Origin of the sequence: Mycobacterium sp., from assembly GCF_036488105.1 — a bacterium.
GTDB lineage: Bacteria > Actinomycetota > Actinomycetes > Mycobacteriales > Mycobacteriaceae > Mycobacterium.
This window is the reverse complement of sequence record NZ_DASXHW010000266.1, coordinates 1-12,104: the sequence shown is the minus strand read 5'-3', so window position 1 is coordinate 12,104 and position 12,104 is coordinate 1. Positions and strand designations below refer to the sequence as shown.

At 66.6% G+C, this 12,104-nt stretch carries 11 protein-coding genes and 1 pseudogene; 6 read left to right on the top strand and 6 right to left on the bottom strand.

The window, feature by feature from the left end:
* The 4 genes and pseudogenes from glgX to VGH54_RS13745 form a co-directional block, all read right to left on the bottom strand.
* A partial coding sequence (gene glgX / locus VGH54_RS13760; RefSeq protein ID WP_331512569.1) for a glycogen debranching protein GlgX occupies window positions 1-1,381 on the bottom strand: 1,381 nt, incomplete at its 3' end.
* Between the two features lie 62 nt (window positions 1,382-1,443).
* Window positions 1,444-3,603, bottom strand: a complete 2,160-nt coding sequence (locus tag VGH54_RS13755) for an acyltransferase family protein (protein WP_414688703.1) — start codon at window positions 3,601-3,603, stop codon at window positions 1,444-1,446.
* Window positions 3,604-3,678: 75 nt separating this feature from the next.
* Window positions 3,679-4,176, bottom strand: a pseudogene (gene ripD / locus VGH54_RS13750) (NlpC/P60 family peptidoglycan-binding protein RipD); the annotation flags it as partial.
* 309 nt (window positions 4,177-4,485) lie between these two features.
* Complete coding sequence (locus tag VGH54_RS13745) at window positions 4,486-4,929, bottom strand: hypothetical protein (protein WP_331512567.1); 444 nt, start codon at window positions 4,927-4,929, stop codon at window positions 4,486-4,488.
* Window positions 4,930-5,019: 90 nt separating this feature from the next.
* Here VGH54_RS13745 and VGH54_RS13740 point away from each other — a divergent pair, with 90 nt between their 5' ends.
* The 4 genes from VGH54_RS13740 to VGH54_RS13725 are packed head-to-tail and all read left to right on the top strand — an operon-like array spanning window position 5,020 to window position 8,684.
* Window positions 5,020-6,345 (top strand): adenosylmethionine--8-amino-7-oxononanoate transaminase, encoded by a 1,326-nt coding sequence (locus tag VGH54_RS13740; RefSeq protein ID WP_331512566.1) that lies wholly within the window; start codon window positions 5,020-5,022, stop codon window positions 6,343-6,345.
* 4 nt (window positions 6,346-6,349) lie between these two features.
* Complete coding sequence (locus VGH54_RS13735) at window positions 6,350-7,498, top strand: 8-amino-7-oxononanoate synthase (RefSeq protein ID WP_331512565.1); 1,149 nt, start codon at window positions 6,350-6,352, stop codon at window positions 7,496-7,498.
* Entirely contained in the window at window positions 7,495-8,175 is a 681-nt protein-coding gene (gene bioD, locus VGH54_RS13730) for a dethiobiotin synthase (RefSeq protein WP_331512564.1), read from the top strand. Before VGH54_RS13735 ends, bioD begins: the two co-directional genes overlap by 4 nt.
* On the top strand, window positions 8,175-8,684 hold the full coding sequence (locus tag VGH54_RS13725) for a 2'-5' RNA ligase family protein (protein WP_331512563.1): 510 nt from the start codon (window positions 8,175-8,177) through the stop codon (window positions 8,682-8,684). Before bioD ends, VGH54_RS13725 begins: the two co-directional genes overlap by 1 nt.
* A gap of 1 nt (window position 8,685) precedes the next feature.
* Here VGH54_RS13725 and VGH54_RS13720 read toward each other — a convergent pair whose 3' ends face one another.
* Both VGH54_RS13720 and VGH54_RS13715 read right to left on the bottom strand, forming a co-directional pair.
* Window positions 8,686-9,873: an NAD-dependent formate dehydrogenase gene (locus tag VGH54_RS13720; RefSeq protein WP_331512562.1), complete on the bottom strand. Its 1,188-nt coding sequence runs from the start codon at window positions 9,871-9,873 to the stop codon at window positions 8,686-8,688.
* Window positions 9,874-9,978: 105 nt separating this feature from the next.
* Window positions 9,979-11,010, bottom strand: coding sequence for a cupin (locus tag VGH54_RS13715; RefSeq protein WP_331512561.1), 1,032 nt, complete (start codon window positions 11,008-11,010; stop codon window positions 9,979-9,981).
* Window positions 11,011-11,188: 178 nt separating this feature from the next.
* Here VGH54_RS13715 and VGH54_RS13710 point away from each other — a divergent pair, with 178 nt between their 5' ends.
* Window positions 11,189-11,866 carry a GntR family transcriptional regulator gene (locus VGH54_RS13710; RefSeq protein WP_331512560.1) on the top strand — a complete coding sequence of 226 codons (678 nt, stop codon included), beginning with the start codon at window positions 11,189-11,191 and terminating at the stop codon, window positions 11,864-11,866.
* Between the two features lie 109 nt (window positions 11,867-11,975).
* A partial coding sequence (locus VGH54_RS13705) for an acetolactate decarboxylase (protein ID WP_331512570.1) occupies window positions 11,976-12,104 on the top strand: 129 nt, incomplete at its 3' end.

The following is a 12,104-nucleotide window of genomic DNA, read 5'->3' as shown; positions in this document are numbered from 1 at the left end:
TGGTCGCCTCATAGAGGTCCGACGACCCGGTCAGCCGGGACGCGAACTCACCCAGTGTCGCGGGCTCGCCCCGCCAGTAGTCTCGCACCGTATCGCGGTATTTCCCGTTCCACTCGGTCCACAAACCCGGGAAGTTGCCGACCTGGTAGCCGCCCTCGCCGATATCCCACGGTTCGGCGATCAGCTTGACCTGGCTGACGATCGGATCCTGTTGCACCAGATCGAAAAAGGCGCTCAGTCGGTCGACATCGTAGAACTCGCGGGCCAGCGTTGAGGCCAAGTCGAAGCGGAAGCCGTCGACGTGCATCTCGGTCACCCAATAGCGCAGCGAGTCCATGATCAGCTGCAGTGTGTGCGGGTTGCGGGCGTTGAGGCTGTTGCCGGTGCCGGTGAAATCCTTGTAGAACCGCAGATCCTCGTCGACCAGCCGGTAGTAGGCGGCGTTGTCGATGCCGCGGAAGTTGATCGTGGGGCCGAGGTGGTTGCCTTCGGCGGTGTGGTTGTAGACCACGTCCAGGATGACCTCGATGCCCTGCTCGTGAAACGCCCGGACCATCGACTTGAATTCGGTTACCGCGCCCCGGGCGCGTCTGTTGGCGGCGTATTGAATGTGCGGGGCAAAGAATCCGAATGTGTTGTAGCCCCAGTAGTTCCGCAGGCCCAAGTCCAGCAGACGGTGGTCGTGCATGAACTGATGCACCGGCATCAGTTCGATCGCGGTGACATTCAACGATTTGAGGTAATCGATGATCGCCGGGTGACCGAGGCCGGCATAGGTTCCGCGCAATGCTTCGGGGATAGCGGGGTGGCTCTGGGTCATCCCTTTGACGTGCGCCTCGTAGATCACCGTCTCGTGATACGGCGTGCGCGGCGCTCGGTCGTTCGCCCAGTCGAAGTACGGGTTGATCACCACGCTGGTCATGGTGTGCGCAAGCGAGTCGACCTGGGGCGGCGTGCCGGTTTCGGCGGGGTCCTCGGCGGCGACGGCCAGATCGTAGGAGAACAGTGCCTGGTCGAATTTGAACTCCCCGTCAAAGCATTTGCCGTACGGGTCGAGCAGCAGCTTGCTGGGGTCGCAGCGGTGGCCTGCCGCGGGGTCGAACGGCCCGTGCACCCGAAAGCCGTAGCGCTGCCCGGGAGTGACGTCCGGCAGGTATGCGTGCCACACGTAGCCGTCGACCTCGTCGAGGTTGAACCGAGATTCCTGGCCGTCGTCTCCGATCAGGCACAGTTCGACCTTCTCGGCGATCTCGGAGAACAGTGCGAAGTTGGTGCCGCTGCCGTCGTAGTTCGCGCCCAATGGGTAGCTGGTTCCCGGCCATACCGTGGCCAGCGCCGGCGGGGCCGCAGCGGCGCCGTTGGTCGGGTCTGACGGAGGCATCTCACGACCTTAACGGCGGTGGGATCCGCCCGCTCTGCTGGCTCTCGCCGCCCCGGGCGGTGTCACCACCAGCCGGTGGCCGGGCCGACCTGCCGACCCAGCTCGTTGGTCATGGTGCGCATGTAGGTAGCCGACAGGTGGTGAGCGTCGTGGTATACCAACACGTTTCCCTCGACGGCGGGACAGATGTCGGCGCGGCACACCGCGTCGCTCATGTCCAGCGGCTTGAGCATCGGGAACTGCTCGACCCAGTCGAGGGTGGGGTTGCGGTCAGCGAGCACGTCGGAGCGTTTGATGCCACACGACACCGCGTCGCCACCTTTGGCCAGGCAGTCCGGCGGGTTGAACGGCTGACCGTCTTTGACCAACCACGGGGTGTCTCGCATGGCCAGGATCGGAATGTTGTTGTCCGAGAACGTCTGCCAGATGCCGACGTATGTCCCGGGCATCACGTCGCCGGGTTTGACGTTCCACGGCCGCGTCGAGGTGGTGAACACGAAGTCGGGATGGTCGGCCACCACCTGGTCCATCGCCTTGGGCACCCAGTCGCGGCACTCCGGGTACGGGTCATTGTTGCCCATCACCAACGGCATCTTGTCGGTGGACAGCGGGCAGCCCATCTTGAGGTAGGTGGTGACCTTGAAGTGGTGTCTACGCGCGAGCACGTCGAGCGCGGTCAGCCAGTGCTCGGCGTGCGAGCCACCGGCAAGCGCGATGGTCCGGGTGGCGTTCTTGTCGCCGTAGCTGCACTTGATCACGTCGGTGTTTTTGAAATCACTGATACAGCCGTCGCGGGTGGACGGCGGGTAGTCGGTCTGGGCTTCCGGCACCGTGGGCCGCATCCGCAGGGAAGGCACCCGCACGTGTTTGACCAGGGCCCGTGCGCCCGGATAGTCGGTGGAGCTCAGACCACTGAGTTCCTTGCCGCTGGCCCGCTCGATGTTGACGTGCTCGCGCCAGGTGAACGCCGTCGCGGTGAGCGTCACGCCGAGCAGCCCGACGACCGAGCCCAGCACGATCGTGGGGCGACGCAACCGGATCCGCCAGGGCACCGCCGGCGTAGCCGGTGGCGCGGCGCGGGTAGCTCTGCGCAGACGAAGCGGATCTTCGATGTACCGGTTCGTCCAATAGGCCAGCAGGCCGGAGATCACCAGTACCGCGGTGCCCTCGAGGAAGTTGGCGTGCGCGTGACCGGTGTAGGCGAGCCAGAAGATCAGCAGCGGCCAGTGCCACAGATACAGCGAGTAGGCCATCGCGCCAAGCCGTACCAGCGGCGCCGTCGCCATCAGCCGGTTGGGCAGCGGCAACGTGGCACCCTCAGCCCGGTTGGAGCCGGCCAGGATGAACAGCAGGGCGGCCCCGACGGGGACCAGCGCCCAGGGACCGGGGAATTGCTTGACGCCGTCGATGAGCGCGCCGCAGGACAGCACCGCGGCCAGCGCGATGGTGGCGGCCGTCGTGCGCAGCCACATCGGCCAGCGGACGTAGGGGACCACCGCACCTACGAGCGCCCCCAGCAGCAGCTCCCACGCCCGCGCGAAGCTGTTGTAGTAGGCCGTTGCCTGGCTGGCCTGGTGCGCAAAAATCGCATAGCCGAATGACGCCACGGTCAGTGCGGTGAGCAGCACCACGAATGCCGTCCGCAGTCGATCGCCGAGCCGGCGTCGGAGCAGGAACGCGAAACCGAAGACCAGCGCCAAGAACGAGATATAGAACTGGCCCTGCACCGACATCGACCAGATGTGCTGAAGTGGGCTGACCGATTCGCCGGCCCGCAGGTAGTCGGCGACCGTGCTGGCCAGCTCCCAGTTCTGGTAGTAGCCGAGGCTGGCCAGACTCTGGTCGGCGAAGGTCTCCCACCGCGTCTCCGGTTGAATCAGGATGGTCAGCGCCGCGCCTGCGGCCAGCACCACCACTAGAGCCGGCAGCAACCGCCGGACCAACCGAACCACCTCGGGTAACGGCGACAGCGATGACGCCGGATTGAGCGCGGTGCGAAGCAATTTTCCGCCGAAGAAGAAACCGGAAAGAGCCAGAAAGACGTCCACGCCACCGGAGACCCGACCGAACCAGACGTGGAACATCGCCACCAGGGCGATGGCGATGCCCCGCAGCCCGTCGAGATCGTGGCGGTAGAACCCGGCGGTCCGTTTATCCGTCGCGGGCCGCGCGGGACCCGCGATGCTTGCATCGGTCGGGCGGGTCAGGGAGACAGTCATGATTGACAGACAATCTACCTAACCCGCCGGCCGACGGGTGTGCTCGAAACGGGCTTGTGAGCCGTCCGGTCAGGACTCCAGGATGCGAGTCAGGTACGGAACCATCCCGCTGGTGCGTGCCGGAGTGACGGTGACCGCGGGCTCGGTGGCCTCGACCATCTGGTTGTTGCCGAGGTACATCGCGACGCTCTGCGTGCCGCCCGGGCCGTAGCAGAGCAGGTCGCCCGGCCGTGCCTGCGCGGGCGCGACTTTGCGGCCCACGTTGCACTGCTCGGCCGAGGTGCGCGGCATCTTCACCCCGGCGCCGGCGTAGGCGTATTGGATCAGACCGGAGGCGTCGAAGCCGACGATGTTGGCTTTCAGCCCGGTGCCACGGGTGGGTCCCGCGGCGTTGCCGCCGCCGTACAGGAACGGCACGTTGCGCTGAGTAAGCGCGCGCTGGATCACGTAGCTGGTCGACTGCTGGTAGCCCACGAGAGTCGGGCCACCCGGGTCAGCGGTTGCGATGTTGGGGTTGACCATGGGCAGCGTCAGTAACAGGGCCAGGCTGGCGGGGACAGCGAAGCTGCGTCTCATGTTGATCACCTCTCTGTGGCTTCAGCGCGGTGACTTCACGCCTCTGCCGCCATTCCCGGTTCACCCCGGAGACCCGTGCCACTGGCCCGCCCCGTTGGAGGCCGCACGCCGCCACCGAAAACCGGCGCGGGGTGGACCCGTCGGTGAACCGCTGAATTCACAACAGTCACTACGGACACTGTGGCAACAAAAGCCCGCTGGGGCCAGTGTGCAGGCCGCCTGAGCGGGATTTTTTGTCGTAACGTGACCGAAAGGTGATCGCCTGCGGACCGAACCCTCAAACCTGTGCGGGCCGTTGTGATTTCGCTCTCACTCAGGGGCGTCGACGACGCCGGAGTCGTCATGCCAGTACTTGCTACTGAAGTCGGTCAGCGCCGAGCCGCCCACGGAGGCGAACAGCACGATGGCAATCGCCAAAGCCGGCCAGAAGGACAGATACCAACCCTTCAACAACGACACCAGCGGCCCGAGCAGTGCCGCTGCGACCGCGGCGCCGATGCCCCCCCACACCACCGGGTAGATGTAGAAGTCCACGCCGAAGGGCGCGGGCGGACATTCTCCGGTGCAGACGTCCTTCAGGAAGCCGAAAAGCCTGGAATACCAATCGGTCCCGAAGGCGATGGCCGCCAGGAGCACGAGCAACGCCAGCAAGGAGGTCACGTCCCACGGGACCAGGCGCAGCCGCAGCACCCGCGGCGGGGAGTCTTCGTGGTGGCTGGGGGACGGGTCATCAAACTGCTGCGGCGAGGCCATGATGGCTCAATGCTGCCGGATGCCCGGCATTTCTGCGAGCGAACGCTGAGTGCGTCAGGCACGGGTGCGACTGCTTTACCCTCGTTCTCTATGACTTCTGCGGCCGCAGGTAGGTCTGGGCTCACGCCAGCGCAGATCAGCGCAATCGATGCGGCTCACCTGTGGCATCCGTACAGCACGATCGGGTCCGAGGCGGTGCCCCCGGTGGTGGCGGTGGGCGCCCGCGGCGCCTGGCTCACACTCGTCCGCGACGGCAAGCAGGTTCAGGCGCTCGACGCGATGAGCTCCTGGTGGACAGCCGTCCACGGGCACGGCCACCCCGTGCTGGACGCCGCCATGACCCGCCAGCTGGCCACCATGAACCACGTCATGTTCGGCGGTCTCACCCACGAGCCCGCCGCCCGGTTAGCGCAGCTCCTCGTCGAGATCACCCCCGCCGGTCTGGAAACCGTGTTCTTCAGCGACTCCGGATCGGTATCGGTCGAAGTCGCGGTCAAGATGGCGCTGCAGTACTGGCGCAGTCGCGGCCTACCCGGCAAGCGCCGGCTGATGACCTGGCGCGGGGGATATCACGGCGACACCTTCACCCCGATGAGCATCTGCGACCCCGAGGGCGGCATGCACTCCCTGTGGACCGATGTCTTGGCTCAGCAGGTGTTCGCCGCACAGGTACCCCGCGACTACGAGCCCGCTTACAGCGCGGCATTCGAGGCGCAGCTGGCCGGGCACGCCGCCGAACTGGCTGCCGTGGTCGTCGAGCCGGTGGTCCAGGGCGCCGGCGGGATGCGGTTCCACGACCCGCGCTATCTGACCGACCTGCGCGACATCTGCCGACGGCACGACGTGCTGCTGATCTTCGACGAGATCGCCACCGGATTCGGCCGTACCGGCGAATTGTTCGCCGCCGACCACGTTGGCGTCAGCCCCGACATCATGTGCGTCGGCAAGGCGCTGACCGGCGGGTACCTGAGCCTGGCCGCGACGTTGTGTACCACCGATGTCGCGCACACGATCAGCTCCGGTGAAGCCGGAGCGCTGATGCACGGGCCGACGTTCATGGCCAACCCGCTTGCGTGCGCGGTCTCGGTGGCCGCCGTGGAGCTGCTGCTCGGCCAGGATTGGCGTTCGGTGGTCGCCGAGATCGCTGCCGGGCTGACCGCTGGGCTCGAGCCGGCGCGGACATTGCCGGGGGTGGCCGACGTCCGGGTGTGCGGCGCGATCGGCGTCATCGAATGCGACCGCCCGGTCGATCTGGCTATTGCGACACCGGCGGCCCTGGACCGCGGCGTCTGGCTGCGGCCGTTCCGCAACCTGGTGTACGCCATGCCGCCGTTCATCTGCACACCCGGCGAGATCGCGCAGGTCACCTCCACGATGGTCGAGGTGGCTCGTCTGACCGGTTCTCGTAGGATTTAGCGCGATGACACAGATCGACACATCGCCGTTGGCGTGGCTGGAGGCGTATGCGGATGCGCGCCGGGAGGCTGGGCTGCGACGCGCGTTGCGGCCCCGACCGGCGGTGGCCACCGAGCTCGACCTGGCGTCCAACGACTACCTCGGCCTGTCGCAGCACCCGCAAGTGATCGAAGGCGGCGTGGACGCGCTGCGTACCTGGGGTGCGGGCGCGACCGGCTCGCGGCTGGTCACCGGCAACACATCGCTGCACGAGGAGCTTGAATCCGGCCTCGCCGAATTCGTCGGCGCCGCATCGGGTTTGGTGTTCTCCTCCGGGTACACCGCCAACCTGGGCGCAGTGGTCGGGCTCTCCGGTCCGGGCTCGCTGCTGGTGTCGGATGCCCTGTCGCACGCCTCGCTGGTCGATGCGTGCCGGCTGTCGCGAGCCCGGGTCGTGGTCACGCCGCACCGCGACATCGACGCTGTCGACGCGGCGCTGGCCGCGCGGCACGAGGAGCGCGCGATCGTCATCACCGAGTCGGTGTTCTCCACCGACGGCGCTCTGTCTCCGGTGCGGCAACTGCACGAGGTGTGCCGGCGGCACCGGGCGCTGCTCGTCGTCGACGAGGCTCACGGGCTGGGCGTGCGCGGCGTCGGCGGACGCGGGTTGCTGCATGAGCTGGGATTGGCGGGTGCGCCCGACGTGGTGATGACCACGACGCTGTCGAAGGCGTTGGGCAGCCAGGGCGGCGCGGTGCTGGGGTCGGTGGCCGTGCGCGATCACCTGATCGACGCGGCCCGGCCGTTCATCTTCGACACCGGCCTGGCGCCGGCTGCAGTGGGCGCCGCGCTGACGGCGTTGCGCGTCCTGAGCGCGGAGCCGTGGCGGCCCCAGGTGGTGCTGCGACACGCGGGCACACTGGCGCAGATCTGCGATGTATCCGATGCGCCGCAGTCGGCGGTGGTGTCGGTGATCCTCGGCGCGCCGGAGGTGGCGCTGGCCGCCGCCACGGCCTGCCTGGACGCCGGTGTGCGGGTGGGCTGCTTCCGTCCACCGACCGTGCCGGCCGGCACGTCGCGGCTGCGGCTGACCGCACGTGCGTCGCTGGATGACGACGATCTCGGGCTGGCCCGCGCGGTGCTGACCGACGTGCTCGCCGCGGCACGCCGTTGACGGTTCTCGTCATCACCGGGACCGGGACCGGGGTCGGTAAGACCATCACCACCGCGGCTCTGACGGCGGCCGCCCGCCAGGCCGGCATCGACGTCGCGGTCTGCAAGCCGGTGCAGACCGGCACCGATACCGGCGACGACGACCTCGCCGAGGTCACCCGACTGACCGGCCTGGCCAAGGTGGTCGGGCTGGCGCGTTACCCACAGCCGCTGGCGCCGCTGGCCGCCGCCGAGCAGGCCGGAAAGCCCTTGCCGACCCGGCGCAACATGCTCAAACTCATTCGCGCAGTGGACCGTTCGGCGCAGCTGACCCTGGTCGAAGGAGCCGGCGGGCTGCTGGTCGAAATCGCCGAGGCGGGCATCACATTGCGGGACCTCGCGGCCGACCTGGGTGCCGCCGCCCTGGTGGTGGCCACCGCTGAGCTCGGCACCCTCAACCACACCGGGTTGACAGTGGAATCACTTGCCGCACATGAAATTTCCTGTGCTGGATTGGTGATCGGCAACTGGCCGCTGCAGCCGGGGGTGGTGGAGACCTCCAACCGGTCCGCGCTGGTGCGCCTGGCGCCGCTGCGCGCCGCGCTACCCGCCGGTGCCGGATCGATGAAATCCGCCGAGTTCATGGCGATGAGCGCGCACGCGTTCGACCGGGCCTGGGTAACCAGTCTGGTCAGCTGATGGTTCATTCGATCGAGCTGCTCTTCGATGCCGACACCGAAGCGACTCTGCACCGCATCTGGGACGACCTCTCGGCTGCCGACTTGCCGAGCAGGATTCCGGCCGGTCGCCCGCACGTGACGTTGGCGGTGGCCGAGCGGATCGAGCCCGACGTCGACGCCCTGCTGCGGCCGGTCGCGCAGCGCCTACCGCTGCGATGCACGGTCGGGGCGCCGCTGCTGTTCGGCCAATCGAACGCCATCCTGGCCCGGCTCGTCGTGCCGTCGGCCGATCTGCTCGCCGTGCACGCCGAGGTGCACCGAGTCTGCGGGCCGCATCTCGTGCCGGAACCGTTGCCGCACAGCCTGCCCGGTCAATGGACGGCGCACGTCACGCTGGCCCGTCGAGTCGAGAGTGCCCAACTCGGACCGGTCCTGCGGCTGGCGGGTCAACCGCCGGAGATCTACGGCAATCTCGCCGGCTTGCGCCGCTGGGACGGCAGCGAACGCGTCGAGTACCCGATCAGCTGAGCTACGTGCCGCTGCTGCCGGGGCTCGCGCCAGCGCCCGCGGTGTAGGACGCCTTACCGGTGCCTGCCAACGCACCGCCGGCCACGATCAGGTATTCGTCGCGAATCGGCTTGTCGGCGAAGAAGTCCTCGAGAATTTCGCGGGTGCCCGCGGCGTAGCGGGCCTGGGCCGACAGCGTGGTGCCGGAGACGTGCGGCGTCATGGCGTTGTTTGGCATGGTGCGCCACGGGTGGTCGGCCGGCGGCGGCTGCGGGTACCACACGTCGCCGGCGTAGCCGGCCAGCTGACCGCTCTTCAGCGCCGCCACCACCGCGTCGCGCACGCAGATCTCGGCGCGGGCCGTGTTGACGATGTAGGAGCCGCGCCGCATCGAGGCGATCAGCTTCTCGTCGAACAGGTGATAGGTCTGCGGGTGCAGCGGAGCATGGATCGACACCACGTCGACCGAGCGCGCCAGTGACGCGGCGTCGGGGTGGTAGGTGACGCCGAGTTCCTGCTCCAGCTTCTTCGGAAGCCGCCGAGTGTCGGTGTAATGCAGGTTGACATCGAACGGCGCCATCCGGCGCAACACGGCAGCGCCGATGCGGCCCGCGGCGATCACGCCGACGTCCATGCCCTCGACGTCGTAGGCGCGTTCGACGCAGTCGGCGATGTTCCAGCCACCGTCGGTCACCCACTGGTGGGACGGAACGAAGTTGCGCACCAGCGCCAAGATCTGCATGACGGCGTGCTCGGCCACACTGATGCTGTTACAGAAGGTGACCTCGGCGACCGTGAGCCCGCGGGCAATCGCCGCGTCGAGATCGACGTGGTCCGAACCGATCCCGGCGGTGAGGGCCAGCTTGAGGTTCTTGGCTTTTGCGATTCGCTCAGCAGTCAAATATGCCGGCCAAAATGGCTGAGAGATAACGACATCGGCGTCGGGCAGTTCTCGCTCGAACTCCGAGTCCGGGCCTTCCTTATCCGACGTCACCACCAGTTGATGGCCGGCGTCTTCGAGAAACTTACGCAGGCCGAGCTCACCGGACACGCAGCCCAGCAGCTCACCGGGAGTGAAATCGATCGCTGACGGGGTCGGCAAGGTCTGGCCGCCGGGGTAACCGTCCAGCGCCGGGACGCTGTCTCGCGCGTAGACCGGGGGATAGCCGGTTACCGGGTCGGGATAGAGAACAAGCAGTATCTTGGCCATGACATCTCCTTTTCTTGAGGCTCTCGTTGGACTCAATCTCATCGGGTAGAAGCCCAAAACCGTTGCAGCTCAGTAGATCATCACTTTTACGGATTTGGCTAGCGCTCAGCCTGTAACAACGTCACGGCGCTGAGTGAACTTAATGTCGAGACTGCGCAGGTAGGTCTGCAGTCCGGCGTCCTGCACGGGAATCAAATGCGCCGGGGTGTCAGTCTCGTTGTAGTGGGCGTGCCACATACCCGGCGGGGTGGTAAACGCGCCACCTACCCGCCAGTCCACCCGAATCGGGTCGGCGATCTCTCCGCGTGCGTCGAGTCGCGTGCCCAGCAGGGTGTAGCAGCCGCTGGGGGGCGCATCGAGGATCAGGTCCAGAGCGACCGATTGGTGCCGGTGCGGACGTTGTTCCTGGCCTGGCGGCAGCACACCGAACATCGCCCACAGCACGTGGGTGATGGTCAGGGTCTGCTCCTGATCTGCGTTCGCCAACAGGACGCTGACCCGGCTCTTGTCGTTGGCACCGGGACGGGACGCGATGTCGTCGAGCTTGGCGACGGCGTCGGCGCGGCGGAACTTGGTGGGCCGGAATCGTGGCCGGGTCGCGTCGGCACCCAAATAACGCAGCAGCGGTTCATCGTGCACCCAGTACATGGCGGTCTCGGCGTCCGCGTAGAACACCGCCCGGGAGCCCGCGGGCAGCGTCAGAAAGTCGCCCTTCTCCCACGCGACCAGGCGGCCGTCGATGGCCGCGAAACCGCGCCCGTATAGCGCGTAGTACAGCTGGCTGGTGGCGTTCGGGCTGGTGTCGATCTGCTCGCCGGCGCGGATGCGCAAGAAGTTGGCCAACAGCGCAGGGCTCGTCGCTTGACCGTGTTCGATCCCCAAGTCTTTGGATAGATCCAACGGCACTACGCCGGTTGGCTGATCAAGGTAGAGCTCGGGGCCGAACTGAACGATCGGCACCTGTGGCGCATGTCCCGAACCAATCGGGTTGGCGGCCGCGGAGTACTCGAAATAGCGGGCGTCGTCGGCCCACTCATCAAATCGGCCTTCGAACCCGTACTCGGCGACGTTGGTGATTGGCGCGGGGATCGTCGGATCCATGTTGATCGCTTCAACAATCGATTCCTGTCTGCTCATGCTGCTCACTGTCGGCCTCCGATCGGTTTAGAACTTGTACCTAAATAGTATCTAACTTGTATCTAAGCTGCAATATCATGACGTGTCGGATACCTCGCCATGCTTGCTGAGCAGCGGTAACATCGCAGATGCAGAGAAAGATACAAGTGGGATACGTCATAGCAGCGGGGAGGGTGAGGTGGATACTAAGTCGACTGCGAGTGGGCGGCGCACGGCCAAAGACCGCGCACTCGAGTACGTCAAAGCCCAGGTGCTCACCGGGGCGTTTTCCGGCGGTGAGCTGATCAGCGAGGGTGAGGTTGCCACCGCGTTGGGGATGTCCCGCACTCCGGTCCGCGAAGCCTTCCTGCGGTTGGAGGCCGACGGGCTACTCAGGTTGTACCCGAAGCGGGGTGCGCTCGTGGTGCCGGTGTCCTCGGGTGAGGCGCGGGCTGTTATTGAGGCGAGGTTGGTGCTCGAGCGGTTCGCGGCGACCAAAGTCATTGCCCGGGGGGCGGCAGCATGCACCGTGGCGTTCGAGCGTTTGTCCGCGGCGTTGCAACGACAGCACGACGCGGCCGCAGTGCCAGACTGGGAGGCCTTCGTGCAGGCCGACCGCGCCTATCACGACGTCACCCTGGAGGAGTCGGGCAACGCCATACTGTGCGACTTCTACTCATCGCTGCGAGATCGCCAGATGCGGATGACCGGGGAGTCATTGATCCAGGACGAGCAGCGGATGGCGACGATCCTTGACGAGCATCGCGTCATCGCCGAAGCACTGCGCGACGGCGATTTGGAACGGACCCTGGAAGCCGTGCAGAATCACCTTGGCGGCACCTTGCGCTCGCTCGGCCTAGCGGTCGAGCCTGGTTAGTTGCGAATGAGCGAAACAATCCTTAGCGCGTCGCGACGATGGAGATTCACAGATGGTGTCTGATCCGGCCGAGTCCGCTACGACCCGTCTGCGCGGGTGGCTGCACGCGATGGTCGCGCATCGCCACGGCAGCGAGGTCTACCAGACCTCGACGATGGGTGCCCTGCTCGACGGCGTGTACGACGGCGACGTGACGATCCGGGAGCTGTTGCAGCACGGCAATTTTGGCCTGGGTACC